The following is a 26745-nucleotide window of genomic DNA, read 5'->3' on the forward strand; positions in this document are numbered from 1 at the left end:
CCGGCGCCGTGTCCGCTGCGCAGGCACGGCTGGCGGCACACCGCAGCACCTTGGCCGAAGAACGGCTCGAACGCGGCGCATCGGCGCTGATGCTGCTCGAAGAGCGGCTTGAGCGTCTAGCCGCCGGGATTGCCGAGGTTGCCGAGCCTGCACAGCAGCAGCATGACGCGCTCGCGGCTGCAACCATCCGGCTTGATGCCGCTTTCCGCGACATTGCCAAGGTGACCGATAATACGCAAAGCGCGATAGGCCAGCTTGCCGGGGCCATCCCTGCCGCCATGGCGCAAAGCGAGACGCTGATTGCACTGCTTGGACGGTCCGAGAACCTGCTCAAGGGTCAGCTTGCCGAAACCGAAAACCTGCTTGCGGGGCTGCATATCGGCGCTAGCGAAGCCGAGGCATCGAGCCGTGCGACGGTCACCGCCATTGCCGATGGCGTCGAAGCCATCGCGGCCGCATCGAGCCGCGCCCAAGACGGACTGGTTCAGCCGCTGGCAGCGTTGAAGGACACGGTCGACAGCACCTTCACGCGCACGACACAGGCCGTGGACACGACGCGCAGCGCCGTCCACGCCCAGACCAATGCCATGCTCGCCAGCGTCGAGCAGGCACGCGTAACGCTCGACCATATCGCCGGCGAAGCCAGCAAGGCGCTGCGCGAACAGCTGGAAATGCTGATGGGCATGACCGGCAAGCTCGCCGCCGACCTTGATGGCGAGGCTGGACGCACCCAGGCCTTTGTCGATGATATCACCCGTACATTCGGTGTGCTCGATGTCCGGCTGGGCAATGCCGCGACCACCAGCACCAACACACTTGAAGGCATTTCTGCCCGCGTCGCCGACGCCAAGGCGGCGCTGGATGGCCTTGATGAGCCGATAGCCGGCGCGGAAAACGCCATGGGCGTGCTGGAAGCCCGGCTGGCCGAAATGGACGGCGCTGCCCGCAACACGCTTGGCACGTTGATCGCAGGCTTGCCCGACATGCTGCCTGGACTGGACGATATCGGCAGCCGACTGGCCGACCTGACGCAATCGGCAATTGGCCTGTCCGGGCCAGTGGGCGAAGGCGCCCAGGCCATGGCCGACGCGCAAAACCGCTTCGACCAGTCGCGAGAGGCCATGATCGCAGCGCAAGCCGAATTGAACGCGGCGCTGGAACGCGCCAGCACAGTCATGAACGACATCGAGACCAGCACCGGTTCTGTTTCGCTGGCGGCGTCGTCCGAGCTGGTCGACACATTCGCGCGGGTGCGCGAAATTGCGCAGGCAACGGCGGGAACGATGCGCGAGACGCTGGCCGGCGTTGTTGCCGAGGCTGAGGATGCCTTGTCGCAAGCCGGCACGCGCCGTGCCAACGCTGCCTTTGGCGCGCCCATCCGCGCCGAACTGGCCGAATTGGCCGAGGCGCAGGAACAGGCAGCAACAACGGCCCAGTCCGTCACCGAGCGCATCGCACAGCGGCTGCTGATCCTCACGCAGACCGTGTCGGAAATGGAAAGCCATATCGATGCCGTGGAAACCCGCAGCCAGGTTCGCGGCCGCAATTCGTTGGGCAAGCGTGCCAACAGCCTGATTGCCTCGCTGCAATCCAGCGCCGTGGATATGGCCAAGCTGCTGGATTTCGACATCGACGACAAGATCTGGGACGATTTTGCCGCCGGCGACCGCAGCGCCATCGCCCGCCGGCTGGCGCGCGGCCTTGACCAGGGTGCGGAGCGCAGCTTTGCAAGCCATTATCAGCACGATCAGGAGTTCCGCACCGAAGCCGCCCGCTACATCACCGAATTCGAGGCGCTGGTGTCGGACACGGTGCCCGAACGCGGTGGCCAGGCGCTGGGCGCGGCCTTGCTCGGATCAACGCTGGGCAAACTGTATCTGGCACTGGCCCAGGCGGCAGGCCGGCTGAACTGAGCGATTCCTGCCGGCAACGCAGGGGCATCAAGCCGAAAAGCCGGTCTGATATGGCGTTTTCTGGCGCCTAACGGTCTGTTTATTCACGGTTTTGCACCGGTCCTACAGGCAGGAAACATGGTATAACCTACTGAAATATCCGTAAAATCGCAAAGAACACCGCCCTCCCGGCGTTAGCGCTATTATACGTTTGTACAATACGCCTGCCGCCAGGGTCAGCCAGGCCGGTAAGGTCCGCGTGTGCGCCAGAACGGCACATCGTCCATGACGACCCAGCCGAAAACATAATTGGCATAGAACACCGCGAACAATATCGCCGACACACCCGTCGTCCACAGCAGCTTGCGGCCGATCATGGGGTTGGCGGGCGCGGATTCCGCCTCGCCGGGCACGGGTTCGCCGCCCTCCTCGCGCGTGGTGCGCACGCCAAAGGGCAGGACGGCGAACAGCGTCAGCATCCAGAACAGCAGATAGATGGCCAGGATCGACTGAAGCTTCATCGGCTAGAGCTTTATCACCTGCACTTCGGTCACCGGCTTCTTGCCGGTCCATTCGCGGGCGACGCGGCGCACGGCGACACGCACGGCTTCGGCATAATGCTCGGGCCGTTTCAAATCGCCCTTGTGCGCCGCCGTTTCGGCAGCCTCGGCGCATTGCGCCAGGAAATCCGCCTTGTCCTCCTCCACGGGAACGCCCTGCGCGATGACCGCAGGCGTGGCCGCCGGCAGGCCATTGCGGCCGACCACGACGGTCACCGTGATGATGCCGCCATGCGCCAGCCGGCGCCGTTCGACCATGGTCGCGCCGTCGGCAGGCAGGATGACATCGCCGTCCAGCACCAGTCGCCCGGCCTTTTCATGGCTGATCAGCTTGGGGCCATTTGGCGCGAGGCGAATGGCCGAGCCATTGATGGGCACCATTGCCAGCGGCACGCCGCAGGCCAGCGCCAGCTTGGCATGCTCTTCCATGTGGCGGCGCTCGCCGTGGACGGGGATGGCGATTTCGGGCCGGATCCAGTCGTACATGGCTTCGAGTTCGGGCCGGCCGGGATGGCCCGAGACATGCACATGTGCCTGTTTTTCGGTGATCATCTCGATGCCGCGCGTCGCCAGCTGGTTCTGCACCCGGCCGATCGACAGCTCGTTGCCCGGAATCTGCTTGGACGAATAGACAACCAGATCGCCCGGCTCCAGCTTCAGCGCCGGATGGCTGCCATCGGCAATACGGCTCAGCGCAGCCTGGGGTTCGCCCTGCGCGCCGGTGCACAATATCAGCAGCTTGTTCGGCGCCATGGTCGCGGCCTGTTCCCAGCTGATGCTGGGCGGCATGTCACCAAGATAGCCGGTGGCCTTGGCAACCTTGGTGATACGCTCCATCGAGCGGCCAGCCAGCACGAGATGCCGCCCGCAGGCCTTCGCCACTTCGCCCAATGTGCCGAGCCGGGCCGCGTTGGAGGCAAAAGTCGTCACCAGCACGCGGCCGGTCTTGCGCGCCTTGACGACGCGCATCAGCCCTTCGCGGACATCGGTTTCACTGCCCGACGCCTCGTTGTTGAACACGTTCGTCGAATCGCCGACCATCGCCAGGATGCCGGAATCGCCGATGGCCGTCAGTTCCTCGGCAGACGCGGGCGTGCCCATCAACGGGCCATCGTCCAGCTTCCAGTCGCCGGTGTGGAAAATGCGGCCATAGGGCGTGTCGATGACCAGCGCATTGCCTTCGGGAATCGAATGGGCCAGCGCGACATAGCGGAACCCGAACGGCCCCAGTTTCAGCGTGCCGCCCATGGGGATGATGTTGAGCTTGACCTCCTTGGTCAGCCCCTCCTCCTCCAGCTTCTTGGCAATCAGGCCGGCGGTGAACGGCGTGGCATACATCGGCACGCCAAGCTCGGCGCACATATAGGGAATGGCGCCGATATGGTCTTCATGGCCGTGCGTGAGCACGATGCCGAGCAGGTCCTTGGAGCGTTCCTCGATGAACGCCAGGTCGGGCAACACGATATCGATGCCGGGGTAGCGCGGGTCGCCAAAGGTCATGCCGAGATCGACCATGACCCATTTGCCGTCACAGCCATAAAGATTGACGTTCATGCCGATCTCGCCGGAGCCGCCAAGCGGCAGGAAGATCAGTTCTTTTCCGGGTTTCATTCTGTTCCGTTCTGGTTGCCGCGCGCCGTGCTGTTGTGAGCGTTCAGCGCATGGAGGCGGACGAGGCCGCGAATTGTAAGGTCGCCATCGACATGATCGATGGCAGGTGTGTGGCGGTTGAACAATGTGGCAAGTCCGCCCGTTGCGACAACGGTGACCGGCCCGACAATCTCGCCGGAAAGTCGTTTCACAAGCCCTTCGATCAGGCCGACATAGCCCCAGAACACGCCGGATTGCATGGCGTGCACGGTGCCCTTGCCGATGGCGCCGGCGTTTCCAGCCGGTGGTTCGACAGCGATGCGCGGCAGCTTTGCAGCGGCCTGATAAAGGGCATCCATCGAAAGATTGATGCCCGGCGCAATCGCTCCGCCCTGATAGGCTCCGTCGGCTGATACCACATCAAAGGTGGTTGCGGTGCCAAAATCGACAATGATGAGATTGCCGGGCCACAGCGCATGGGCGGCAATGGCGTTGACCAGCCGGTCTGCTCCCACTTCGGCGGGGTTTGGCAACGCGATGGTGAGGCCCAGATCGATCTCGCCCAGTGCCACCACCAGCGGTTCGACATGGAAATATTTGCGGCACAGGCGTTGCAGGTTGAACAAGGTCTGCGGCACCACCGTCGAGATGATGGCCGCATCGATATGGCTGCGCTCCACCCCTTCCAGGCTCATGAGCTGGTTCAGCCAGACGGCATATTCATCGGCCGTGCGCTGACCATCGGTGGAGATGCGCCAGCGCTGCGCGATGGTATCGCCTTCGCACAGGGCAAAGACGATGTTGGTGTTGCCGACATCAATCGCGAGCAGCATTTGCGCCTCCGCACTTCACAGGGAAAACACTTCACCGGCGTGGATGGCACGAAGCTGGCCATCGTCAAGCCTCAGCAGCAGGGCGCCGTCTTCGGCCAGGCCCTCGAACACGCCTTCGATGGCCTCGGTGCCCAGCCGCGACGTCATGCGGGCGCCGGTAACGGCGGCGCGCCCAAGCCAAGCCGTGCGGATGGGTGCGAACCCCTGCGCGGACCATATCGCGCGCCAATCGGCGAGGCTGGCCGCCAGCCGCTGCAAAAGGTCTAGCGGCGCAGGCGCGGGCAAGCCGGCAGCAGCGAAGCTGGTGGCGGCGCGCTCGGTATCCAGTGGATGGCCGGCAAGGTTCACCCCAAAACCGATCACCAGGGCATCGCCCTGCCGTTCCAGCAGGATGCCAGCCAGCTTGGCGCCGTCCAGCAACACATCATTGGGCCATTTCAGTGTCAGGCTGGGACTGTCCAGCGCGCCGATCAAGGCCAGCGCCGCCACGAACGACAATTGCTGGACCGGGCCATCGCTACGCACCAGCACCGATGCCATCAGATTGCCGGCACCATCGCTCCAGACCCGCCCGCGCCGCCCACGCCCGGCGGTCTGGCGATCCGCGACGACCCAGCTGCCATCAGGCAGCGTGTCGGCGCGGGCCAGCAGCCAGTCGTTGGTCGAGCCGACTTCGGCGAGATGGGTGATCGCGGCGCTCAAGCCTGGAAAAGCGCCGCCGCCGCGCGGGCAGAGGCCGCGACCAGCGGCGTGATGGCCAACATGCCGACAGGCGAGCAGAATAGCGCCGCACCAGCAATCATCGCACCGTTCATGGCGCCGCCATCACTGACCAGCGCTGTGCCGGGTTCATCGAAATACATGATCTTGATGAGCCGCAGATAATAGAAAGCGGCCACCACAGACGCGATGAAACCGATGATTGCCAGCCCGATCAACCCCTGATCGACAGCGGCCTGAAACACGGCGAATTTCGGCCAGAACCCCAGCAAGGGCGGAATGCCGGCGAGGCTGAACATGAAAATGGCCAATGCAGCCGCAAGGCCGGGACGCACTTTTGACAGGCCGGCAAGGTCGGCCATCAATTCCACCGGGCTGCCATCGGCGCGGCGCAGTTGCAGCACGACAAGGAAGCTGCCCAAAGTCATCGCTAGATAGACAGCGGTGTAGAACAGCAGCGCCGAAATGCCGGCCTCGTTGCCCGGCGCCAGGCCAACCAGCGCAAAGCCGATATTGGCGATGGAGGAATAGGCGAGCAGGCGTTTGAGATTGGTCTGGGCCACGGCGGCCACCGCGCCCAGCACCATCGAGGCGATGGCGATGAAGATGATGATCTGCTGCCAGTCGGCGCCGGCCGGGCCGAAGCCAGTGACCAGCACCCGCACCATCAGGCCGAGCGCAGCAGCCTTGGGCGCCGCCGAGAAGAACGCCGCTACCGGAGTAGGCGCGCCTTCGTAGACGTCGGGCGTCCACATGTGGAACGGCACGGCGGAAATCTTGAAGGCAAGGCCGGCCATGATGAAAATGAGCCCCAGCAGCAAGCCGATGGAGCGGCTACCGCTGGCGGCTATGACGCGGGCGATCTCGTCCAGGCTGGTGGTGCCGGCAAAGCCGTACACCAGCGTGATGCCATAGAGCAGAATGCCCGACGCCAGCGCGCCAAGCACGAAATATTTGAGGCCGGCTTCGGCCGAACGCCCCTCGCCGCGATGAAAGGCAGCCAGCACATAGGACGCCAGCGCCGCCAGTTCGAGGCCGATATACAGCGAGAGCAGATCCGCCGCCGACACCATCATGCACAGCCCCAGCGTGGCCAGCATGATCAGCACCGGATATTCGAACCGCCCGGTTTTGACATCGCGCAGATAGGGCAACGCCATCAGCATCGAGGCAGCAGCGGCGCACAGGATCAGCACCTTTAGGAACGCCGAGAAACTGTCGGCGACATACAAGCCATCGAACGCGACCACCGCCGTGACGGGATCATCGGCGAGCGTGAAGCCGGCGACACCCAATATGCTGACGCACACCAGAGTCAGCGGCACCAGCGCCCTGTCGCGCCCCAGGAACGTGCCGAGCATCAGCGCCAGCAAGCTGCCCGCCGTCAGCACGGCCTCGGGGCCGGCGATGAGAATGGAGGCAAGAGTCGGGTTCATCAGTGGGAAACCTTGGCGGCGACGATTGCCGGCGTGGCCGCGCCGGAAAGGCCGGGCGTCAACGTCATGTCGGTGGGGACCGTAGCCAGCGCGCGGCCCTCGAGCCGGGTGACGATGGCGGCGATGGCGGGCTTCATCGGATCCTGGAAGGATTTGGGATAAATGCCCATCCACAATGTCGCGATGATGACCGGCGCCAGAATGACGATTTCACGCATGCTGAGGTCAGGCATGGCGGCGGTGTCGGCTCCGGCGGCCTTGCCATAAGCGACGCGCGCATAAAGCCACAGCATATAGGCAGCGCCCAGGATGATGCCGGTGGTCATCACCAACGCGGCCCATGTGCTGGTCTGGTACAGGCCGATCAAGACGAGGAATTCGGCGACAAAGCCCGACGTGGCCGGCAGGCCAACTGACGCCATGGTAAAGAACAGCAGCACCACGGCATATTTCGGCATGGTGTCGGCCAGCCCGCCATAACGCCCGATCTCGCGGGTGTGCAGCCGGTCATAGACCACGCCGACGCACAGGAACAACGCCGCCGACACCAGCCCATGGCTGAGCATCATCACGATGCTGCCCTCGATGCCCTGCGTGTTGAGCGCGAACAGCCCGGCGGTCACGAACGCCATGTGCGCGACCGACGAATAGGCAATCAGCTTTTTCATGTCGTTCTGCACCAGCGCCACAAGGCTGGTATAGACGACGGCGACCATCGACAGCGCGAACACCAGCCAGATCAGCTGCGCCGACGCATCCGGGAACATCGGCAGCGAGAACCGCACAAAGCCATAGCCGCCGAGTTTGAGCAGCACGCCGGCAAGAATGACCGAGCCAGCCGTCGGCGCCTCGACGTGCGCATCTGGCAGCCAGGTGTGAACCGGCCACATCGGCATCTTGACGGCAAAGCTGGCGAAGAACGCCAGGAACAGCCAGAATTGCGCCTGCGGATCAAAGTCGTATGTGCTGAGCACGCCGATGTCGGTCGAACCGGCCTCGCCGACCATGTACAGCATGCCCACCAGCATCAGCACCGAACCGAGCAGCGTGTAGAGGAAGAATTTGTAGCTGGCATAAATGCGCCGCGCGCCGCCCCAGATGCCGATGATCAGGAACATCGGGATCAGCCCGGCTTCGAAGAACAGATAGAACAGGAAGATGTCGCGCGCCGCAAAGGTGCCGATCATCAACGATTCCATGATCAGGAACGCTGCCATATATTCGGGCACGCGCCGCGTGACGCTGTCCCAGCTGGCCAGGATGCAAATCGGCATCAGGAACACGCTGAGCATGATCAGCATTAGCGAAATGCCGTCTATGCCCAGCGACCAGTCGAGGAACGGCGCAAACAACGGCAGTTTTTCGGCAAACTGGAACGGCGCGCCAGACGCGTCGAACTGCGTCCACAGCCAGACGCCGAGAGCGAATTCCGCCAGCGTCGTGGCCAGCGCCAGCACGCGCGCCCGGTCGGCACGCGCCGCCTCGGTGCCCGGCAGCAGCACGGCCGCAAGCGCCACCACAACCGGCAGCAGGATCATGATCGACAGGATCGGCATCAGTGCGTTCCCATCAACCAGGCGGCGCCGGCCGCAAGGCCGATCAGCATGACAAGCGCATAGGAATAGAGCAGCCCCGATTGAAAACGCGCCGCCAGACCGGCACCGCCGGCGACAACTGCCGCCGCGCCATCGGGACCGAAACGGTCGATGGTGCGTTGATCGCCGCGCACCCAGAACATCCGGCCCAGCGCCAGCGACGGACGCACGAACACGGCGTCATACAGCTCGTCGAAATACCATTTGTGGCGCAGGAATTCGTACAGCCCCGGCACTTCAGCCGCCCACCAGCCCGGCACCGATGGCCGGCGCAGATAGGCATACCAGGCCAGGCCCAGCCCGGCGAAAAAGGCGACGGAAGGCGTCCAGACCACCCAGGCCGGGACATGGTGCATGGCTTCGGCCAGCTCGGCACGGAATGCGATGGCACCGCGCCAGAACGTTTCCCCGGCTTCGGCACCGACGAATTGCTCGTGCCAGACAAAGCCCGCCAGCAGCGCTCCAGTGCCGAGCAGAATGAGCGGGATCAGCATCGAGACCGGGCTTTCGTGCGGGTGATAACCGGCAGTGCCGTCATCAGGGCCATGATCTGCATGGGCATGGCCATCATGCGCCGCGTGCTGGATATGCTCCGACCCGGACCAGCGCGGCTTGCCGAAGAAGGTCAGGAACACCAGCCGCCACGAATAGAAACTGGTCATTGCCGCCACCAGCGCGCCGACGAAGAACGCAAAGCTGCCATGCGAAGTGCCGCTGGCAAACGCCGCCTCCAGGATCGCATCCTTGGAATAATAACCGGCTGTGAAGAAAAACCCGGTCAGCGCCAGCGTGCCGATGGTCATCAGCCAGAAGGTAACCGGGATATGCTTTCGCAAGCCACCATAGAAACGCATGTCCTGTTCGTGGTGCATGGCATGGATCACCGAGCCGGCGCCAAGGAACAGCAGTGCCTTGAAGAAGGCGTGCGTGAACAGGTGGAACATTGCCGCCCCATACGCGCCGCTGCCGGCGGCAAAGAACATGTAGCCGAGCTGCGAGCAGGTCGAATAGGCGATGACGCGCTTGATGTCGGTTTGCACCACGGCAACGGTGGCGGCGAACAGCGCCGTGCAGGCGCCGATGATGCACACCACGGCCTGTGCGGTGGGGCTGGCTTCGAACATCGGCGACAGGCGGCAGACCATGAACACGCCCGCCGTGACCATGGTCGCAGCATGGATCAGCGCGGAGACGGGCGTTGGCCCCTCCATGGCGTCGGGCAGCCAGGTGTGCAGGCCCAATTGCGCCGACTTGCCCATCGCACCGACGAACAGCAGCAGGCACAGCGTTGTCATCACATCGACGCGGGCGCCCAGAAAGCTGAAGGTCGCGCTCGCTTGCCCCGGAACAGCGGCGAGGATGGCGTCGATCGATACGGTGCCGAACACCATGAAGGTGGCGAAGATACCGAGTGAAAAGCCGAAATCGCCGACGCGGTTGACGACGAACGCCTTGATGGCGGCCGCGTTGGCGGACGGCTTCTTGTACCAGAAACCGATGAGCAGATAGGACGCGAGGCCCACCCCTTCCCAGCCGAAGAACATCTGGACAAGGTTGTCGGCGGTGACCAGCATCAGCATGGCAAAGGTGAACAACGAGAGGTAGGCGAAGAAACGGCTCTGGTCCGGATCTTCCTCCATATAGCCCCAGCTGTAGAGGTGGACGAGCGCCGAGACCGACGTGACCACGACCAGCATCACCGCTGTCAACGTATCGACCTTGAGCGCCCAACCGACCGACAACGTGCCGCTTTCGATCCAGTCGAGCACTGGCACGGTGGTAGCCGCCGCGCCGCCCTGCCAGAATGACAGGAAGATCACCCAGGACAGCGCCGCCGACACGAACAGGCCGGCAGTGGTCAACACCTTGGCCGGGACATGCCCGATCAGGCGCCCGCCCAAGCCGGCGATGATCGCCGTGAGCAGCGGCAAAAAGACGAGAAGCTGGATCACGCGTCAGCCCTTCAGCATGTCGCCGGTGTCGGCCGCGATGGTGCCGCGATTGCGAAAATAGATGACCAATATGGCCAGCCCGATGGCCGCCTCGCCCGCCGCCACCGTCAGCACGAACATGGCGAAGATCTGGCCATGCACCTGATGCAGGAACGCCGAAAACGCCACCAGATTGATGTTGACGGCCAGCAGGATGAGCTCGATCGCCATCAGGATGATGATGACGTTCTTGCGGTTGAGGAAAATCCCCAGCACGCCGAGCACGAACAGCGCCGCCGATACGGTGAGATAATGGCCCAAGCCTATCACAATTGCACCCCCTCGCCCGGTGCCGGGCTGGCCGGCCGCACAGTACCCTGCGGCGTGCGCGCCACCTGATCGGCGATATTCTGCTTCTTCACGCCGATGCGGGTGCGGTGCGTGAGCACGATGGCGCCGATCATGGCGGTCAGCAGCACAAGGCCCGACGCCTGGAACACGAACAGATAGCGGGTATAAAGCTGGCTGCCGATCCATTGGGTATTGGTCATGCCCTCGGGTGCGCCGCCCAGCGCGGGGAATATCTCCACCCCCTGCCCCGGAGTCCAGCCGCCAAGCGCTGTGAGCATTTCGGCCAGGATGATGCCCGCCACAGCCAGTCCCAACGGCAGATTTTTCAGTGCGCCGCGCTTGAGATGCGCGAAATCGATGTCCAGCATCATGACGACAAACAGGAACAGCACGGCAACCGCGCCGACATAGACGATGACCAGCAGCATCGCCAGAAACTCGGCACCCAGCAGGATGAACAGCCCGGCGGCATTGAAGAACGCCAGGATCAGCCAGAGCACGGAATGTACAGGGTTTTTCGCGGTGATGACCATGACCGCAGACGTGAGCAGCACACCGGCGAACAGGTAAAAGGCAAGGGCGGCGGTCATCAGCGCCACTCGCTGTCGGCGGCGATATTGGCCGCGATCGCACGTTCCCATTTGTCGCCATTGGCCAGCAACTTGCCCTTGTCATAGAGCAGTTCCTCGCGGGTTTCGGTGGCAAATTCGAAATTCGGCGTTTCGACGATGGCATCGACCGGGCAGGCTTCCTGGCACAGGCCGCAATAGATGCACTTGGTCATGTCGATGTCATAGCGCGTCGTGCGGCGCGAGCCATCGTCGCGCGGCTCGGCCTCGATGGTGATGGCCTGGGCCGGGCAGACCGCCTCGCACAGCTTGCAGGCGATGCAGCGTTCCTCGCCATTGGGATAGCGGCGCAGCGCATGTTCGCCCCGGAAACGCGGGGACACCGGGCCTTTTTCGAACGGATAGTTCAGCGTCGCCTTGGGGCGGAAGAAATAGCGCAAGGTCAGCCACATGCCGGAGACGAACTCCAGCAGCAGCAGCGATTTGGCGGAACGCAGCAACGCACTCACAGCACAGCCCTCATCGGCGCGGCATCGAAATGCCCGGTGAACATCAGCCAGCCCGAAACGACCACGACCCAGAACAGCGACAGCGGCAGGAACACCTTCCAGCCCAGCCGCATGAGCTGGTCATAGCGGTAGCGCGGCACGGTCGCCTTCACCCAGGCGAACACGAAGAACATGAACGCCATCTTGGACAGCATCCAGACAAAGCCCGGCACCAGATACAGCGGCGCCCAGTCCAGCGGCGGCAGCCAGCCGCCAAGGAACAGCACCGGGATCAGCGCGCACATGAACAGGATGTTGGCGTATTCGCCGAGGAAAAACAGCGCGAAGGACATGCTGGAATATTCGACCTGATAGCCGGCAACAAGCTCGGCCTCGGCTTCGGGCAGATCGAATGGCGGGCGGTTGGTTTCCGCCAATGCCGTGATGAAGAACATGATGGCCATGGGAAACAACAGCGGATTGAACACGTTGCCGTTGAGCAGCCCCAGCACATTGCCTTTTTGCGCCATGACAATGTCGGACAGGTTGAGCGACTGCGCGTACATCATCACCGAGACGAGGATGAAACCCATCGACACTTCATAGCTGACCATCTGCGCCGCCGAGCGCAGGCCGCCCAGGAACGCATATTTGGAATTGGACGCCCAGCCCGACATGATGATGCCGTAAACGCCCAGCGACGACACGGCGAAGACATAGAGCAAACCGACGTTCAAGTCGGCCAGCACCAGCCCGGCATCGAACGGCATCACCGCCCACACCACCAGCGCCAGCACGAAGCTGATCATCGGCGCCATCAGGAACACGCCGGTCGAGGCGCCGGACGGGATGATGGTTTCCTTGAGGAACAGCTTGGCGGCGTCGGCAAATGTCTGGAGGATACCAAATGGCCCCACCACGTTCGGCCCGCGCCGCAACTGCATCGCCGCCCAGATCTTGCGGTCGAAATACACGGCCAGCGCGACGCCGATCATCACCGGAAAGGCGATGGCGAGCACAAGCGCCAGATTGGCGACGAACCAGCCCGGCCCCTGGCCCAATTGCTGCTGAAACCAGCCCGTGAAGGTCACTCTGCCGCCTCCTGCACCGGATGCAGAATCTCGGTCACACAATCGGCCATGGTCTGGCTGGCCCGCGCGATGGGGTTGGTGAGGTAATGATTGGCAACAGCAGCCGGAAGCGCGCCGCCAAGGGCCTTGACGCTGGTCCTGGCACGGTCAGCGGCGGGCAGCTTGCCAGCCCCGTCCAGCACCTGACCCGGCGCCAGCTGCGGCCATTGCGCCAAAATGCGCGCGCGCAGTGATGCCAGATCGTCATAGGGCAGCTTGGCGCCCAGCACGGCCGACAGCGCGCGCAGGATGGTCCAGTCTTCACGCGCATCGCCGGGCGGCTGCGTGGCGGCAAGCGCCCGCTGCACCCGGCCTTCGAGGTTGACATAGGTGCCCGGCTTTTCGGTATAGGCCGCCGCCGGCAGGATGACGTCGGCATGAGCAACGCCGCGGTCGCCGTGCGTGCCGATATAGACGGTGAAGGCGTTTTTCAGCGGCGCCACATCAGCCTCATCCGCGCCGAGCAGGAACAGCGCGCGAATAGCGGTATCGCCGGTCAGCGCCGGCAAGCCGCCATCGACCGCAAGGCCAAGTTCGAGCGCGCCGACACGCGCAGCAGCGGTGTGCAGCAGGTTCCAGCCATTCCAGCCTTCACGCACGACATTGGCAGCCTTTGCGAGCTTGCGTGCGGCGCCGAACAGGCCGGGAATGGTCAGCGCGCCCATGCCGACAATGATGGCCGGGCGCTCAGCGGCTGCCAGCGCCGCTGCCACATCGGCTGGCAGGTCGGCGACCAGCGCCGCATCATCGCCAAGCCATTCGACCTTGTAAGTCAGGTCCACAACCGGGCCGATGCCGAACACCCGGGTGCGGCCACGCGCGGCGCCCTTGCGCAGCCGGACATTCAGCAGCGGCGCCTCGGTGCGCGGATTGGTGCCGATCAACAGCACGACATCGGCCTGTTCGATGCCGGCAAGGCCCGAATTGAACAGCCAGGCACCGCGTGCCTCGGTGTCGAAAAGCGCGCCGTCCTGCCGGCTTTCGATGCGGGTGGAACCCAGAGCACCGAGCAGGTCCTTGAACGCGGTCATGTCCTCAAGCGCCGCAAGGTCGCCGACGATGCCGGCAATGGCGTCGCCGGGCACCCCTTCGAGGCCGCGCGCAATGGCGGCAAAGGCATCGGCCCAGCTGGCTTTTTTCAGCTTGCCGTCCACCCGCACATAGGGCGTGTCGAGCCGGCGCTCGAGCAGGCCGTCACAGGCAAAGCGCCCCTTGTCCGACAGCCATTCTTCATTCACGTCATCGTTGATGCGCGGCGTGATGCGCATCACCTGCGTGCCGCGCGATCCGATGACGATGTTGGTGCCAAGCGCATCCATGACATCGATGGAATCGGTTTTCTTCAGTTCCCAGGGCCGTGCCTGAAAGGCATAGGGTTTCGATGTCAGCGCGCCGACCGGGCACAGGTCGATGACATTGCCGGACACTTCTGAGGCCACGGCCTTTTCGAGGTAGCTGGTGATCTGCATGGATTCGCCGCGACCGATGGCGCCGATATCCTCGACCCCGGCGATTTCCTCGGCAAAGCGCACGCAGCGGGTGCAGTGGATGCAGCGCGTCATTACTGTCTTGATGAGCGGGCCCATGTATTTTTCGGTCACGGCGCGCTTGTTTTCGGCATAGCGGGAATTGCCCCGGCCATAGACCAGCGCCTGGTCCTGCAAGTCGCATTCGCCGCCCTGATCGCAGATCGGGCAATCGAGCGGGTGATTGATGAGCAGGAACTCCATCACGCCTTCGCGGGCCTTCTTGACCTTTTCGCTGCGGGTGTGGACGACCTGGCCATCGGCGGCCGGCATGGCGCAACTGGCCACCGGCTTGGGGCTTTTTTCCATTTCAACAAGACACATGCGACAATTGCCGGCAATGGTCAGCCGTTCATGGTAGCAAAAACGCGGAATCTCGGCGCCGGCGGCCTCGCACGCCTGCAACACCGTTGCGCCAGCCGGCACATCGACTTCGACACCATCGACCGTAAGCTTCGGCATGGCTCAGCAGGCTCCGGCCAGGGACGGGCCGCGCAAGGCCGAAAATAAAGCAGCGACGCGGCTCGCCATGGTTTCCATCCAACGAATTAAGTCGGGCGCAGCAGAATCCGCGCTTGGGGGCGGCTATAGCGAGCGCATGGCAACATGGGAAGGCAGTGCAGCACGCCAAAACGCAAGAAGGCCCGGGCACAAGCCCGGGCCTTCCGCACCAGCACGATGGCGGGCCTGTTGATCTCAGGCCGTGACGACGCGTGGCCGGCGCCGACGTGACGTTGCGCCGATCATGCCGAAACCAGCCAGCATCATCGCCCAGCTTGCCGGCTCCGGCACATCGGACCCGATGCCGCCGCCGCCTTCGGTGATCGAGACATTGTCGATCGCCGGGCCGAACGGCGTGAATTCGGCGCTGGCGAAGGTGAGCGAGCTCAGGGCCGAAAACGCCGTGAACGTGTACTCGAAACGCTGCCAGTTCATGTCGGCGCGCGAATTGGCGGGAAGAACCTGATAGACCTTCACATCCGGCAGCGAGCCGCTGATCGTCACGACGGAAATCCGGTTGCCGGCGCCGCCATCAGGGTTGCCGGACAGGTCGAAGCCGATGGTGTAGGTTTGGCCGATCACCGTATCCAGCATCTGTGCAATGCTGCCGGCGCTGAGTGCCGAAAGGTCGACCGAACGGTCGCCGTCGGACGCCTGCCAATAGCCGCCGATATAATCGACACCGAACCCGCCGACCGTCCAGCCGGTGATCGCGGTGCTGCCAGCGTTCTGGGTGGAAAAACTGGCGCCCGGGTCGGTGCCAAGTTCAAAGCTGCCGTTCACCAGTGTCACGGCTGCGGCCGAGCCGGAGACCATCACGGTCGCCGCAATGGCCACAAATTTCATCAGTTTAATCATTACGCAGACTCCATTCACAACCCCCCCCTGAAAAAATGCAATGCACAAATCATGCCAATTCGCAAACCATGAGAATCTATAGATTAAATAATTATGGAACCTTTTTGTGTAAAATTTTCAATACAATTCCGAATGCTTTCGCACCCATCCTTGAAGTCATATCCAAATTCATGTTGACAGATATGTTTCCCCTATCTCAACAACCACTCAACTCGTCGCAAAAATCGGGGAACCTTCCAGTTTACAGTGCGTTTTGCTGGATTTTTTATCAACTATTAGCTTTTTTTGGCCATTCGATCGGATCAGCCAGGTTCTGGAGGATGCACCGCAATGGTGCGGCCGGCTGTGGGGAATGATGCGCCATGATGATGGATATCGACCGGCCGGGACTCATGGTCGTGGGCCGATCGCTTGCGAGCCGACTGCTTGCGTTGGCGTTGGCCTCGACCGTGTTTGTGGCGGCAACAAGCCCGGCAGCAGCAGTGACACAGTCGTGGAATGGGTATCGCTGGGCCCGCACCGGGCCGCTGGCGATCAACATCGGCAACAACCTTGATTCAAAGTGGAGCGGGCGTCTGGTGCCGACCGCGAATGCTTGGTCCGCTGCCAACAACATCGATTTCGTCCCCGCCGCTGGCCGGGCCACATCGTCTGCGTGCGGACCTGTTTATGGCAGTGTCCAGGTCTGCAATGCCAATTATGGCGCCAACGGCTGGCTTGGCTATGCCAATGTATGGCTGTCGAACGGCTTCATCGTGCAGGCAACGGTCAAGCTCAACGATTATTATTTCGGGATCGCAAAGTACAACACCGATGCCTGGCGGCAGATGACGATCTGCCAGGAAATCGGCCATACGCTCGGCCTTGCCCATACCAACACGATCAAGACCAACCTCAACACCGGCAGCTGCATGGACTATACCAACGATCCCACTGGCACGGCTGGCGGCGCCAATGGCACGCTGGCCAATGTGGCGCCCAATGCCGTGGATTTTGCGGCGCTGGGCAGCATCTATGCCAATCTCGATCAGACGCAGCTTTCGTATACACGGCCGACACACATGGCCGGCGAAGGGTTCAGCGTCGATGGCCGCGACCATGACATGTTTGTCGGTGTCCCCGAACCGGACAGCTGGGCCATGATGATTGCCGGTTTCGGGATCATCGGCGCCGTGCTGCGCAGTCGGCGCAGGCAAATGGTCACACTCTGAAGCGCAGCAGCCGGGGCGTTGCAGTGGGCGCCCCGGCACGGCATAGCCGGCGTCATGACCAACCCCATCCATATCGTCGGCGGCGGCCTCGCCGGTTCAGAGGCTGCATGGCAGATCGCGCAGGCCGGCCTGCCGGTCATCCTGCATGAAATGCGCGGGGTGCATGGCACCGACGCGCACCATACGGACCGGTTGGCCGAGCTGGTCTGTTCCAACAGCTTTCGCAGCGACGACCCCGACAACAATGCCGTCGGCCTGATCCATCAGGAGATGCGCACGTTGGACAGCCTCATCATGCGCGAGGCCGACAAGGCGCGGGTGCCGGCCGGTTCGGCGCTGGCGGTGGACCGCGACGATTTTGCCGGCGGCGTCACGGCGGCACTGGCAGCGCACCCGAATGTCACCATCGTGCGCGAGATGATCACCGGCCTGCCGCCGGCCGACTGGGGCCAGACGATCATCGCCACCGGGCCATTGACCGCAGCACCGCTCGCCGAGGCCATCCGTGCCATGACCGGCGAGGACGCGCTGGCGTTTTTCGATGCCATTGCGCCTGTCATCCACCGCGATTCCATCGATATGTCGGTGGTGTGGGCGCAGTCGCGCTGGGACCGTCCCAATGAAAACGGCGACACCAAGGACTATCTCAACTGCCCGATGGACAAGGAGCAGTACAACGCCTTCATCGATGCGATGCTGGCCGCCGACAAGGCCGAGTTCAAGGATTGGGAAGCCAACACACCCTATTTCGATGGCTGCATGCCCATCGAGGTGATGGCAGAGCGTGGCCGCATGACGCCAAGGTTCGGCCCGATGAAGCCGGTCGGCCTGACCAACCCTGCCACGGGTCGCCGCGCCTTTGCCGTGGTGCAGCTGCGCCAGGACAATGCACTGGGGACGCTGTGGAACATGGTGGGTTTCCAGACCAAGATGAAGCACGCCGAACAGGTTCGAGTGCTGCGCATGATCCCGGGACTGGAAAAGGCCGAATTCGCGCGGCTGGGCGGCCTGCACCGCAACACCTTCATCAAGTCGCCGGTGCTGCTGGATGCGACATTGCGGCTCAAGGCCGATCCGCGCATCCGCTTTGCCGGGCAAATCACCGGCTGCGAAGGTTATGTCGAAAGTGCAGCCATCGGGCTTGCTGCCGCGCGATTTGCCATTGCCGAAGCGCGCGGTGGTACGGCTGTGCCGCCGCCCGCGACCACGGCGCTGGGCGCGCTGCTGTCTCACATTACCGGCGGGGCGGACGCCAAGCACTTCCAGCCGATGAACATCAATTTCGGCCTGTTTCCACCATTGGTACCGCCGGCGGCATCAAAGGACCAGCGCAAGCCGGCATTGGTGGCGCGGGCGCGGGCGGATCTGGCAGAATGGATTGCAGGCTGAAGGGGCGGCGCACACGGCACCGCCCCCTTACTTGCATATGCCTCAGTTGCTTTTGCTCAGGCCGTAGCGAGCTTGCGGCGCCGCGCGGCTGCGCCGACGAGGCCAAAGCCGGCGATGAGCATCACCCAGCTTGACGGTTCGGGCACCTGGCTGACGACGACGCTGTCCAGAATCGGCCCGAAATTGTCACCGCTGGTCGTCCAGAATTCCAGCGTCATGGTGCCGGCGTTCACCGGAGTCCAGGACAGACCATAGTTCAGGAACGGCCGGGCGCCGGCAATGCCTTCGTTGTAATTTCCCAGCGTGGTCAGGCCGGTGTAGTTGCCGGGATTGATCTGGCCGGGGTCGAAACCGCCGAGATTGGCAAAACCGTTGATGTCCGTCAGCTGGCCGAAGTTGGCCGTGAACAGGAAACTGTCGGTGGCGGGGGTGCGCTGGCTGCCCGACACGTCGAAACGCAGGGTCAGCATCTTGCCGGCGGTATAGGCGAAGGATTTCGACACCAGCCGGCCCGGACCGGACGAGCCATCCAGATCGACGCATTTGCCCGGGCAGGTGATGCCGAAATTGCCGGTGTTGACGAGATCGACCTGGCCGACAACGGTCCAGTTGGCGAAGCTGTTGTAGTTGAGGATGCTGGCACCCGGTGCGCCTTCGCCGTCGAAACCGTCCGTGAAGATCGTTGCCGACTGGGCCGAACCGGCCCCCATCATCAGTATCGCTGCTGCAATCAATGCCCGCATGTCCGCCTCCAGTTATTACTGACTTGTTGGCAAAAGCAATGCAGGAATCGTGCCAATCCTGGGATTCCAGACAACAATCTTAATTATTTATATATTTTTCGTTCATGTCTGTTTTGGCACCACAAGTGTGTAAAGTCTGTCGACAGTTTGACCCGGTTTTTGTCGTTCGACTCTCGTGCCTGATGCCGGGCAAACACAGGCGGGAGCCGTTTTCGGCCCTGAATTCGGCGCGGTGCAATGGCGGCAAATTCGGCGGGTGACGCCCGGCGCGGGCGGACCTTGCATCAAGAATGGAAGGCTGATCCGCGCTGCTGGACAAGCCACTGCAAAACTGTAGGAATCAGTTCCTGTTGGGAGACAGACCGTGATTGCGGCCGACGATATTTCCGCAGGCCTGCCTGACCGCGTGATGCGCAAGGCACAATGGCGGCTGCTGCCGCTGATCTTCCTCGCCTATCTCATCGCTATCGTCGACCGGCTGAACATCAGCTTCGCGGCTGCCACGATGAACGCGGACCTCGGCTTTACCGCCACCGTCTATGGCCTTGCCGGCGGCATCTTCTTCGTCAGCTATGCGCTGCTCGAAGTGCCGTCGAACATGGCCATGATGCGCTTTGGTTCCCGCATCTGGCTCACGCGCATCATGATCACCTGGGGCCTCATCTCGGCCGCCCAGATGTTCGTCCAGACGCCGATGCAGTTTTATGTGCTGCGCTTCTTGCTCGGCGCCGCCGAAGCCGGCTTTTTCCCTGCCATCCTGTTTTATGCCAGCCTGTGGTTCCCGGCCAAATGGCGCGGCCGTGCCATCAGCCGCTTTTATGTCGCCCAGCCGGTATCGCAGATTCTCATGGGCCTGGTCTCGGGGCCGATCCTGGGCCTTGATGGCATGTCAGGCCTTCAGGGCTGGCAATGGCTGTTCCTGCTCGAAGCCATCCCCGCCATCCTCATGGGCATCATCATCTTCAAATTCCTGCCCGACGGTCCGGCCGTCGTTTCCTGGCTGGAACCCGATGAACGCCAATGGCTCACCGGCGCGCTGGCCACCGATGAAGGCGCCATCACCAGCACCAAACACGATAGCGTGATGCGCGCCATTGCCGACAAGCCCGTGCTGCTGTTCGGCCTCGTCTGGTTCTTCTATGTCGGCGCGGTCAATGCGTTCTATGTCTCCGCGCCCCAGATACTCGGCCTGAAAACCGGCCTCGGCACACAGGGCGTCGGCCTGCTTGTCGCCGCCGGCGGGGTGCTCGGCGCCTTCGCGCTGATCGGGCTGGGCTGGCATTCCGACCGCCGGCAGGAACGCTTCTGGCACATCCTTGCCCCCGCCATCATGGTCGCCGCCAGCATCGCCACGCTTGCAACAGGCCCGTCGCCGGCGCTGGCGGCACTCGCAGCGCTCACCCTTGCGGTCACATGGCTACCCTCGCAGCCGGTATTTTTCAGCGCCCTGTCCGAAACCCTCCACGAACGCCACCGCGCCGTTGGCGTCGCCGCCGTCAACACCTTCGGGCAATTCGGCTCGTTCCTCAGCATCAGTGCCTTTGGCGTCGCCAAGGATGCCACCGGCACTTATGATCTCGGGCTGGCGGCAATGGCCGTGTCGGTGGTGATCGGTGCCGGCATCCTGAACCACATCCGCCGTGCTGCGCAGCGCAAGACCTTGCCGCAAGCGGTGACATCCAGCGCATAGCGGGCAACGGTGGGCGTTTGTGCGCTCAAGTCTCTGCGGGTGCCGGGCAGGCGCAGGCAGGGGCCGCCTTGCGGCGCGGCGCGGTTGCGGCAAATTCTGCCGGCGACAGCCGCTGGTCGGCGTTGCGGTCGGCCTTGGCGAACTTTGCCGTGGTGGCCGCTGCATATTCCTCGAAATCCAGCCGGCCATCGCGGTTGGAATCGGCCTTGGCCCAGGCCTTGCGACGATTGACCAGATATTCCTCGCGGCTGACCACCCCGCTGGCATCCGTGTCATAGCGGACCAGCCGGCGGGCGGCGCGGTCGGCATCGGTCAAGGGGCTGCGCGGCGCTTCGGCCAGCGGCGCCGGGCCGCTCGCCGGCCGGCCCGACGCATTGCCGCCCGGCACAACCAGTGCGGCGGCAGCCGATGTGACCGGCGGCGCGCGGTACAGCAGCAGGCCGGCAAACAACAATGATGCAAGCGACAGGGCAAAGGCCAGAATCCGGCGCATGACGCCTCCACGATTTCCGGACCCTGTGCTTGTATCTAGCGCCCCAGCGCGGCCAAAGGCAATGGTTCAGCCAAAGTATGGGGTTCAGCCAAAGGCAACTGCCCGCAGCAACTGCCATTGCCGGGCCAGGCTGCCGCGCGGTTCAGGCGGTGCATCCTTGGCCGCGGCCCGGTCGCGCGCCGACAGCCGCACCAGCCCCAGCAGCGGGCGCAGCGATGACGGCACGCGTGGCAATCCGGCGGCATCGCCCCCCCAATCATCACCCCGGCCCCAGGCTTCACCCAGTTGCCGGCCAAGTTCCTCGTTGCCGCCAAGCAGCCGCGCCGCCAGTGCAAACAGCGTGCCGCCGCCCTCGACATGGCTTTGCGGCACCGGTTCGTCGCCGATCATGCCGAGCCAGCGGTCCTCCAGCAGCGCCAGATCGGCGCCCTGCACGTCATTTGGCACCGCATATTCGGCCAGCAGGACCAACAAAGGCTGCGCCGGCACCTTGCCCTGATCGAGCCCGCACAGCGCCTCGCGCCACCAGGCCATGCGGATTTCACCCACCATTGCCTCGGTGGTGGACGCGGCGACATGCGCAAATTCGCATTCCAGCGCAAACAGCGCGATCAGCGCCGGGCGGCGGCGCGCCTCGGCATAATGGATGGCCAGCCAGATATCGCGGTCGCGCGCCTTGAGTTCGGCGCTTATGAAATCAAGGCTCACTCAGGCTGGACCGACGCGAAAGGCGCACAGCTTGTTGCCATCGAGATCGCGGAAATAGGCCCCGTAGAATGCCTGCGGACCTTCCTCGCCGCGCACGCCCGGTGGGCCTTCGCAGGCGGCGCCGGCCGCCATGGCGGCTGCATAGAGCGTGTCGACCTTGGCGCGCGTATCCATCACCAGCGCCAGCATGGTGCCATTGCCGGCACTGGCGGCGGCGCCGTCATAGGGCTTGCCGACGGCCAGCATCGGCACACCCCAGTTGATGCCCCAGCAGACCGCGCCGGTGGGAAACACCATCAGCCGGCCGATGCCGACGGACTGGAACACCGCATCATAAAAGGCGTTGGCCTTTTCCGGGTCGTTGGTGCCCAGTGTTGCATAGCCGATCATTGCCGGTCCTTTCGTTTGTGCATCATTTGCGCTGCCATATCCTGCATGATGATATCTTCGGCCGAAGAAAACGCCGAGGCAAGTCGCGGCCTCTGGAACGGGTCATCGCTGGTGCCGGTCAGCGCATAGACCATGACACGGCCGCCTGCCCGGTCAATCCACAATCCGGCCAACAGGCCATAGGCCTCACCCAGATGCCCCCACCAATCGGCGCCCGCCACCGGCTGGTCGCTGGCACCGGCCTTGCCGGACAGGCATTGCGGCCCGGCGCCATAGCAGAGCATCTGGCCGTTATAGGTATCGGCCGGCCGGCCATCGCCTTCACGCCACACCGGCGTGAACATCGCGTCGACGCTGGCCGGCGTCAGCAGCCGCACCCCGTCCACTTCGCCGCCGCGCAGCAGCAGCCGGCCGATGCGCGCCAGGCCCAGCGCCGATATGCGCAGGCCGCCTTGCGGCGAGAACATCGTGCCGTTGGCGCCGGGCACATAGGCAGCAAGGTTGCACCCCGCAATGCTGCGCACCGGACAGGCCGGACGCTTGCCGTGCAGGTCGTCCACTTGCGGCAGCCATGGCCCGGCAGGGTCCCAATGCGCTTCGTCGCTGCCCTTGCGATAGAGCACGGCGGCGCGGGCGATGGCGCGGTCCGACGCGCCCTGCCAGTTGTAGCCGGCATCCAGCTTCAGCGGCGCCAGCACCAGCCGTGTCATCAGCCGGTCGAACCGCTCGCCCGTCGCCGCCTCCATGACGCTGCCGATGATGCCCCAGTTGAGATTGGCATAGGCAAAGCGGCTGCCCGGCGCGCCGGCCCAATGCGCAGGCGTCAGCTTGTCCTGCAGCCGTTCTTCAGCTGCGAAGCCATATCCGGGGCCGTCGACGATGCCGCTGGTGTGGCTCATCAGCTGGCGCAGCGTCAGCGGCGTGTCCGGCGCGGCGGGACCCCGCAATTGCCAGCCCAGCCAGTGCGAGACATCGCGGTCGAGATCGAGCTTGCCCTGTTCCACCAGCCGCATGACGGCAATGGCCACCACCAGCTTGGAGATGGAGGCCATGCGCATCGGCGTGTCGGCGCGCAGCTTGCGCCTCGCGGCGATGACCGCCAGGCCGTGCGCCTGTGTGCGCACGATGCCGCGCGCGTCGGCAACGACCGTCACCACACCCGATAGTGCAGGTGCACGGGCATCGCGCCCGGCCACAAGATCGGCCAGCGGCGAGGCCGCTGCCGGCATGGACAGACACACGGCAAGGACGGCGATGAATTGGCGCATGACCCCGACTAGCCGCATTGCGCGCACACTGTCACCACCCCATATCAGACCACATGAGCGTTGCCTTCACCCGCGAATCCGACCTGGAAGCCACGGCGGCAGACCTGCCCGACCGGCCGATCCCGGCGCATGCCAATCTGGTGACGCCAGCCGGCCTGGCCGCCACCGAAACGGCGCTGGCCGATGCCCGCGCCGCCTAAGCCGCCGCACAAGCCAGCCCCGACATTGCGCAGGACCGCAGCGCCATGGCGCGCGCCACCCGCGATCTGCGATACTGGAGCGCCCGGCGCGCCTCGGCCCGGCTGATCGATGCGCCGCCGGGCGATGGCACAGCCGGCTTTGGCAGCCGCGTGACCATCGCCCATGCCGATGGCCGGCAGCAGGTCTGGCACATCGTCGGCGACGATGAAGCCGATCCGGCGAAAGGGCGGGTCAGCCATGTTTCGCCCCTGGCGCGGGCGGTGATGGGCAAGTCCGAAGGAGATACCGCGATGCTGGCGGGGCGGGAGATCGAGATCCTGGCTATTGCCTGAAGGCGGGAACCATATCTAGCAAGCCGGCGTTCATCGACTTCGGGGCAAACCAGCACTCGGTGCAATTGATCGGAGCGTGACGATGCGTATTCTTGTGGTGATGACCGCCCTGTTGGCGCTGACTGCCTGCAACACCGTTTCGGGCGCCGGCCGCGATCTGAGCTCGGCCGGCAAGGCCATCACCAAGACGGCCGATGACGTGAAGAACTAGCCGCCAGAGGCGGGGCCAACTGCTCAGCGCAGCGCGGTGATGCCCAGCTTGTCGGCCTTGGCACGCGCTTTGACGGATTCCTCGCTGCGGGTCAGCGCCTTGGCGATGGCACGGATCGGCATGCCTTTTTTCGCCAGCGTGTGGAGCTTTTGCACCTCTTCGGTGGTCCAGGCTTGCTTGTGGCGTTCGAAATGTTCGCCCATGAGTTCTGCTCCTGCGGCGGCAAATTGCCTTGCCAATGACCGCCGTGTCGCCTTCAACGCCGCGGATGACAAGCTTTTACCTTGGCCTTGCGGCGTTTCTGGCGGTTTCTTTGAATGCGCAGGCGGCATGGCTGCGCGTGCTGGGGCATCTGGCGGCGGCGGCGGCGCTGGCTTTGCTGTCATGGTCGATCTGGCTGGCCAATGGCGACGGCACGTTCGGTGGCGTCGGCGCGCGTCCCTTGCTGCTCAATATCATGGGCGTCTTGAGCGCGGCCGCGGCTGGCTTTGTGCTGGTGACCATTGCGGCGCAGTGGCGCCGGCAGCCGGGCGCAATCGCGGCGTACAACACCAACGCCGGTTTCGGCATGGTATCGCGGTTGCTGCACTGGTCCAGCGCGGTGCTGATGCTCTCGGCGCTGCCGATGGGGCTGTTCGTAACCGTGCTTCCACCCGGCCGTGCCGACCGGGCGGAATTTCTTGGTGCCCATGTCGATGTCGGGTTGGCGGTGCTGGCGTTGCTTGCGGCACGGCGGCTGTGGCTGCTGAGCAGCCCGGCGCCTGCATCGCCGGGCCGGCTCGCTGCCGCCAATAAGGTGCTGCTCTACACGGCGCTGTTCGCCTTGCCGTTATCGGGGCTTTTTCTGGCGTCGACCGGCAGCGCAGCGCTGCCGTTTTCTGTGCCTGCGCTGTTGCCGCATGGAGTGGCGGCCAAGATGCATCTGGGGCTGGCGGCGCTGTTCGCGGCGGCGTTTGCGCTGCACCTGGGCGGCGTGCTGGCGGCATATTTCTGGCGGCGAGATCGGCGCGCGGTGCGGCGGATGCTGCGATAACGGCCCGGTCTTGGCTGATGACAGGTTCGGCTGTTTCAACGGCCGGTGGAACAATATCGGACCATTATGGTTATAGAGGTGCGCCCGAGCGGCGCGCAGAACAAAGGGCCTCATCCATGAACATCATCATTCTCCTGATCGTCGGCGGACTAATCGGCTGGGTCGCCAGCATGATCATGCGGACAGACGGGCAGCAGGGCATTTTCCTGAACGTGGTCGTCGGCATCGTCGGCGCCATGCTCGCCGGTTTCGTCGTGACGCCGCTGATTGGCGGCGTTCCCATCACCAGCGGCGGTATCAGCATCCAGTCGGTCCTGGTGTCGCTGGTCGGCGCGGTGATACTGCTTGCGATCGTCAATCTCGTGCGGCGCGGCTCGGTTCGCTGAGCTGAGGGGCGGCACATGTTTCAGGTGCCGCCCACCCGCAGCGAGAACACGTCGGGCCGCGCATAATGCCCGGTGATATCAAGATCAAAGCGGGCGCGCACGACATCCGCAGGGTCGATCTCGGCCGTGAGCAGCCCGGTTTCGCCATAGAGCGGCCCGGCCAGCACATCGCCCATCGGCGAGATGATGCAACTGCCGCCGCGCATCATCGGCACACCGTCCGCCCGGTCACGCAGCGTGATCGGCTGGCCCAGAGCCATGGTGGCGGCGGCCTGCACTTGCGCCGCGCAAATGACGAAACTGCGGCTTTCATAGGCGATGTGGCGCATGCTGATGTGCCAGATATCGCGGTCATCGACGGTGGGCACGCAATAGATTGTCACGCCCTTGGCATGCATGGCGGTGCGCAGCAGCGGCATGTAGTTTTCCCAGCAGATGACCGAACCGACCATGCCGGCAGCGCTGTCCATCGTGATGAGCCCCGAGGCATCACCCTGCCCCCAGACCAGCCGTTCGGCGGCGGTAGGCATCAACTTGCGGTGGCGGCCCATAAACCTGCCATCGGCGGCAAAGAACAGCGCGGCGCAATAAAGGCTGGCGCCGTCACGCTCGATGGCGCCGATGACCATGGCGGTTCCGGCGGCGCGCGCGAGATCGCACAAGGCCGCCACTTCCGGGCCATCCAAGGTGATCGCCTGGCGCCAGTATTC

Annotated in this window: 29 protein-coding genes; 9 read left to right on the forward strand and 20 right to left on the reverse strand. The window is 64.0% G+C overall.

The genetic code is table 11. The annotated features are described in order from the left end of the window. On the forward strand, positions 1-1913 hold a 1913-nt coding region (locus tag RMQ73_RS01510; protein ID WP_310496205.1), incomplete at its 5' end, for a hypothetical protein. Positions 1914-2128: 215 nt separating this feature from the next. On the opposite strand, the gene RMQ73_RS01515 is transcribed toward RMQ73_RS01510, so the two are convergent. The 13 genes from RMQ73_RS01515 to RMQ73_RS01575 form a co-directional block, all read right to left on the reverse strand. Continuing rightward, positions 2129-2413, reverse strand: a complete 285-nt coding sequence (locus RMQ73_RS01515) for a DUF1467 family protein (RefSeq protein WP_310496206.1) — start codon at positions 2411-2413, stop codon at positions 2129-2131. A gap of 3 nt (positions 2414-2416) precedes the next feature. After that, the gene (locus RMQ73_RS01520) at positions 2417-4063 is read right to left on the reverse strand and encodes a ribonuclease J (RefSeq protein WP_310496207.1); all 1647 of its coding nucleotides are present in this window, start codon (positions 4061-4063) and stop codon (positions 2417-2419) included. After that, positions 4060-4875, reverse strand: coding sequence for a type III pantothenate kinase (locus tag RMQ73_RS01525; protein WP_310496208.1), 816 nt, complete (start codon positions 4873-4875; stop codon positions 4060-4062). The genes RMQ73_RS01520 and RMQ73_RS01525 overlap by 4 nt, the downstream gene beginning before the upstream one ends. A gap of 15 nt (positions 4876-4890) precedes the next feature. Next, positions 4891-5577, reverse strand: coding sequence for a biotin--[acetyl-CoA-carboxylase] ligase (locus tag RMQ73_RS01530; protein ID WP_310496209.1), 687 nt, complete (start codon positions 5575-5577; stop codon positions 4891-4893). Continuing rightward, positions 5574-7031 carry an NADH-quinone oxidoreductase subunit NuoN gene (nuoN, locus tag RMQ73_RS01535; protein WP_310496210.1) on the reverse strand — a complete coding sequence of 486 codons (1458 nt, stop codon included), beginning with the start codon at positions 7029-7031 and terminating at the stop codon, positions 5574-5576. The genes RMQ73_RS01530 and nuoN overlap by 4 nt, the downstream gene beginning before the upstream one ends. Beyond that, entirely contained in the window at positions 7031-8587 is a 1557-nt protein-coding gene (locus tag RMQ73_RS01540; protein ID WP_310496211.1) for an NADH-quinone oxidoreductase subunit M, read from the reverse strand. Before RMQ73_RS01540 ends, nuoN begins: the two co-directional genes overlap by 1 nt. Beyond that, positions 8587-10578, reverse strand: a complete 1992-nt coding sequence (nuoL, locus tag RMQ73_RS01545) for an NADH-quinone oxidoreductase subunit L (protein ID WP_310496212.1) — start codon at positions 10576-10578, stop codon at positions 8587-8589. Before nuoL ends, RMQ73_RS01540 begins: the two co-directional genes overlap by 1 nt. Positions 10579-10581: 3 nt before the next feature. Continuing rightward, positions 10582-10887: an NADH-quinone oxidoreductase subunit NuoK gene (gene nuoK / locus RMQ73_RS01550; protein WP_310496213.1), complete on the reverse strand. Its 306-nt coding sequence runs from the start codon at positions 10885-10887 to the stop codon at positions 10582-10584. Next, positions 10884-11498 (reverse strand): NADH-quinone oxidoreductase subunit J, encoded by a 615-nt coding sequence (locus RMQ73_RS01555; RefSeq protein ID WP_310496214.1) that lies wholly within the window; start codon positions 11496-11498, stop codon positions 10884-10886. The genes nuoK and RMQ73_RS01555 overlap by 4 nt, the downstream gene beginning before the upstream one ends. Continuing rightward, entirely contained in the window at positions 11498-11986 is a 489-nt protein-coding gene (gene nuoI / locus RMQ73_RS01560) for an NADH-quinone oxidoreductase subunit NuoI (protein WP_409049815.1), read from the reverse strand. The genes RMQ73_RS01555 and nuoI overlap by 1 nt, the downstream gene beginning before the upstream one ends. After that, positions 11983-13056, reverse strand: coding sequence for an NADH-quinone oxidoreductase subunit NuoH (gene nuoH / locus RMQ73_RS01565; RefSeq protein ID WP_310496215.1), 1074 nt, complete (start codon positions 13054-13056; stop codon positions 11983-11985). The genes nuoI and nuoH overlap by 4 nt, the downstream gene beginning before the upstream one ends. Beyond that, positions 13053-15083 carry an NADH-quinone oxidoreductase subunit NuoG gene (nuoG, locus tag RMQ73_RS01570; RefSeq protein WP_310496216.1) on the reverse strand — a complete coding sequence of 677 codons (2031 nt, stop codon included), beginning with the start codon at positions 15081-15083 and terminating at the stop codon, positions 13053-13055. Before nuoG ends, nuoH begins: the two co-directional genes overlap by 4 nt. A gap of 234 nt (positions 15084-15317) precedes the next feature. Continuing rightward, entirely contained in the window at positions 15318-15980 is a 663-nt protein-coding gene (locus RMQ73_RS01575; protein WP_310496217.1) for a choice-of-anchor C family PEP-CTERM protein, read from the reverse strand. Positions 15981-16342: 362 nt separating this feature from the next. Between RMQ73_RS01575 and RMQ73_RS01580 the strand changes: the two genes are divergently transcribed. Both RMQ73_RS01580 and trmFO read left to right on the forward strand, forming a co-directional pair. After that, positions 16343-17191: a PEPxxWA-CTERM sorting domain-containing protein gene (locus tag RMQ73_RS01580; protein ID WP_310496218.1), complete on the forward strand. Its 849-nt coding sequence runs from the start codon at positions 16343-16345 to the stop codon at positions 17189-17191. Positions 17192-17245: 54 nt separating this feature from the next. Continuing rightward, positions 17246-18580, forward strand: coding sequence for a methylenetetrahydrofolate--tRNA-(uracil(54)-C(5))-methyltransferase (FADH(2)-oxidizing) TrmFO (trmFO, locus tag RMQ73_RS01585; RefSeq protein ID WP_310496219.1), 1335 nt, complete (start codon positions 17246-17248; stop codon positions 18578-18580). Between the two features lie 56 nt (positions 18581-18636). Here the strand turns inward: trmFO and RMQ73_RS01590 are convergent, their stop codons facing one another. Continuing rightward, positions 18637-19323 (reverse strand): PEPxxWA-CTERM sorting domain-containing protein, encoded by a 687-nt coding sequence (locus RMQ73_RS01590; RefSeq protein WP_310496220.1) that lies wholly within the window; start codon positions 19321-19323, stop codon positions 18637-18639. A gap of 364 nt (positions 19324-19687) precedes the next feature. On the opposite strand from RMQ73_RS01590, the gene RMQ73_RS01595 reads away from it, so the two are divergent. Next, positions 19688-21013 (forward strand): MFS transporter, encoded by a 1326-nt coding sequence (locus RMQ73_RS01595; RefSeq protein ID WP_310496221.1) that lies wholly within the window; start codon positions 19688-19690, stop codon positions 21011-21013. 25 nt (positions 21014-21038) lie between these two features. On the opposite strand, the gene RMQ73_RS01600 is transcribed toward RMQ73_RS01595, so the two are convergent. The 4 genes from RMQ73_RS01600 to RMQ73_RS01615 all read right to left on the reverse strand — a co-directional run bounded on the left by RMQ73_RS01600 (position 21039) and on the right by RMQ73_RS01615 (position 23872). Continuing rightward, on the reverse strand, positions 21039-21506 hold the full coding sequence (locus RMQ73_RS01600) for a histidine kinase (protein WP_310496222.1): 468 nt from the start codon (positions 21504-21506) through the stop codon (positions 21039-21041). A gap of 84 nt (positions 21507-21590) precedes the next feature. Further along, complete coding sequence (locus RMQ73_RS01605) at positions 21591-22214, reverse strand: squalene/phytoene synthase family protein (RefSeq protein WP_310496224.1); 624 nt, start codon at positions 22212-22214, stop codon at positions 21591-21593. Continuing rightward, positions 22215-22604 (reverse strand): VOC family protein, encoded by a 390-nt coding sequence (locus tag RMQ73_RS01610; protein ID WP_310496225.1) that lies wholly within the window; start codon positions 22602-22604, stop codon positions 22215-22217. Then, positions 22601-23872, reverse strand: coding sequence for a serine hydrolase domain-containing protein (locus RMQ73_RS01615; protein ID WP_310496226.1), 1272 nt, complete (start codon positions 23870-23872; stop codon positions 22601-22603). The genes RMQ73_RS01610 and RMQ73_RS01615 overlap by 4 nt, the downstream gene beginning before the upstream one ends. A gap of 53 nt (positions 23873-23925) precedes the next feature. Here RMQ73_RS01615 and RMQ73_RS01620 point away from each other — a divergent pair, with 53 nt between their 5' ends. The 3 genes from RMQ73_RS01620 (at position 23926) to RMQ73_RS01630 (ending at position 24616) form a co-directional block, all read left to right on the forward strand. Next, positions 23926-24072 carry a hypothetical protein gene (locus RMQ73_RS01620; RefSeq protein ID WP_310496228.1) on the forward strand — a complete coding sequence of 49 codons (147 nt, stop codon included), beginning with the start codon at positions 23926-23928 and terminating at the stop codon, positions 24070-24072. A gap of 45 nt (positions 24073-24117) precedes the next feature. Next, the gene (locus RMQ73_RS01625) at positions 24118-24405 is read left to right on the forward strand and encodes a GreA/GreB family elongation factor (RefSeq protein WP_310496229.1); all 288 of its coding nucleotides are present in this window, start codon (positions 24118-24120) and stop codon (positions 24403-24405) included. Between the two features lie 82 nt (positions 24406-24487). Further along, positions 24488-24616, forward strand: a complete 129-nt coding sequence (locus RMQ73_RS01630; RefSeq protein ID WP_310496235.1) for an entericidin A/B family lipoprotein — start codon at positions 24488-24490, stop codon at positions 24614-24616. Positions 24617-24639: 23 nt separating this feature from the next. Here the strand turns inward: RMQ73_RS01630 and RMQ73_RS01635 are convergent, their stop codons facing one another. Next, positions 24640-24819, reverse strand: a complete 180-nt coding sequence (locus tag RMQ73_RS01635; RefSeq protein WP_310496230.1) for a hypothetical protein — start codon at positions 24817-24819, stop codon at positions 24640-24642. A gap of 65 nt (positions 24820-24884) precedes the next feature. Between RMQ73_RS01635 and RMQ73_RS01640 the strand changes: the two genes are divergently transcribed. Together RMQ73_RS01640 and RMQ73_RS01645 are read left to right on the forward strand one after the other, a co-directional pair. Continuing rightward, the gene (locus tag RMQ73_RS01640; RefSeq protein ID WP_310496231.1) at positions 24885-25649 is read left to right on the forward strand and encodes a cytochrome b/b6 domain-containing protein; all 765 of its coding nucleotides are present in this window, start codon (positions 24885-24887) and stop codon (positions 25647-25649) included. A gap of 116 nt (positions 25650-25765) precedes the next feature. Then, complete coding sequence (locus tag RMQ73_RS01645) at positions 25766-26035, forward strand: GlsB/YeaQ/YmgE family stress response membrane protein (protein ID WP_310496232.1); 270 nt, start codon at positions 25766-25768, stop codon at positions 26033-26035. A 20-nt stretch (positions 26036-26055) separates the two neighbouring features. Here the strand turns inward: RMQ73_RS01645 and RMQ73_RS01650 are convergent. After that, the coding region (locus tag RMQ73_RS01650; protein ID WP_310496233.1) for a carbon-nitrogen hydrolase family protein at positions 26056-26745 on the reverse strand (690 nt) is incomplete at its 5' end.

The organism is Sandarakinorhabdus sp. (genome assembly GCF_031430775.1).
Taxonomy (GTDB): Bacteria; Pseudomonadota; Alphaproteobacteria; order Sphingomonadales; family Sphingomonadaceae; genus Sandarakinorhabdus.

Excerpts from the sequence above, each read along its gene's own strand:
- RMQ73_RS01515 (WP_310496206.1), bottom strand. The coding sequence starts at position 2,413 with ATGAAGCTTCAGTCGATCCTGGCCATCTATCTGCTGTTCTGGATGCTG.
- RMQ73_RS01520 (WP_310496207.1), bottom strand. The coding sequence starts at position 4,063 with ATGAAACCCGGAAAAGAACTGATCTTCCTGCCGCTTGGCGGCTCCGGC.
- RMQ73_RS01525 (WP_310496208.1), bottom strand. The coding sequence starts at position 4,875 with ATGCTGCTCGCGATTGATGTCGGCAACACCAACATCGTCTTTGCCCTG.
- nuoN (WP_310496210.1), bottom strand. The coding sequence starts at position 7,031 with ATGAACCCGACTCTTGCCTCCATTCTCATCGCCGGCCCCGAGGCCGTG.
- RMQ73_RS01540 (WP_310496211.1), bottom strand. The coding sequence starts at position 8,587 with ATGCCGATCCTGTCGATCATGATCCTGCTGCCGGTTGTGGTGGCGCTT.
- RMQ73_RS01555 (WP_310496214.1), bottom strand. The coding sequence starts at position 11,498 with ATGACCGCCGCCCTTGCCTTTTACCTGTTCGCCGGTGTGCTGCTCACG.
- nuoG (WP_310496216.1), bottom strand. The coding sequence starts at position 15,083 with ATGCCGAAGCTTACGGTCGATGGTGTCGAAGTCGATGTGCCGGCTGGC.
- RMQ73_RS01575 (WP_310496217.1), bottom strand. The coding sequence starts at position 15,980 with ATGATTAAACTGATGAAATTTGTGGCCATTGCGGCGACCGTGATGGTC.
- RMQ73_RS01580 (WP_310496218.1), top strand. The coding sequence starts at position 16,343 with ATGATGATGGATATCGACCGGCCGGGACTCATGGTCGTGGGCCGATCG.
- trmFO (WP_310496219.1), top strand. The coding sequence starts at position 17,246 with ATGACCAACCCCATCCATATCGTCGGCGGCGGCCTCGCCGGTTCAGAG.
- RMQ73_RS01590 (WP_310496220.1), bottom strand. The coding sequence starts at position 19,323 with ATGCGGGCATTGATTGCAGCAGCGATACTGATGATGGGGGCCGGTTCG.
- RMQ73_RS01600 (WP_310496222.1), bottom strand. The coding sequence starts at position 21,506 with ATGCGCCGGATTCTGGCCTTTGCCCTGTCGCTTGCATCATTGTTGTTT.
- RMQ73_RS01610 (WP_310496225.1), bottom strand. The coding sequence starts at position 22,604 with ATGATCGGCTATGCAACACTGGGCACCAACGACCCGGAAAAGGCCAAC.
- RMQ73_RS01615 (WP_310496226.1), bottom strand. The coding sequence starts at position 23,872 with ATGCGCCAATTCATCGCCGTCCTTGCCGTGTGTCTGTCCATGCCGGCA.
- RMQ73_RS01620 (WP_310496228.1), top strand. The coding sequence starts at position 23,926 with ATGAGCGTTGCCTTCACCCGCGAATCCGACCTGGAAGCCACGGCGGCA.
- RMQ73_RS01625 (WP_310496229.1), top strand. The coding sequence starts at position 24,118 with ATGGCGCGCGCCACCCGCGATCTGCGATACTGGAGCGCCCGGCGCGCC.
- RMQ73_RS01630 (WP_310496235.1), top strand. The coding sequence starts at position 24,488 with ATGCGTATTCTTGTGGTGATGACCGCCCTGTTGGCGCTGACTGCCTGC.
- RMQ73_RS01635 (WP_310496230.1), bottom strand. The coding sequence starts at position 24,819 with ATGGGCGAACATTTCGAACGCCACAAGCAAGCCTGGACCACCGAAGAG.
- RMQ73_RS01640 (WP_310496231.1), top strand. The coding sequence starts at position 24,885 with ATGACAAGCTTTTACCTTGGCCTTGCGGCGTTTCTGGCGGTTTCTTTG.
- RMQ73_RS01645 (WP_310496232.1), top strand. The coding sequence starts at position 25,766 with ATGAACATCATCATTCTCCTGATCGTCGGCGGACTAATCGGCTGGGTC.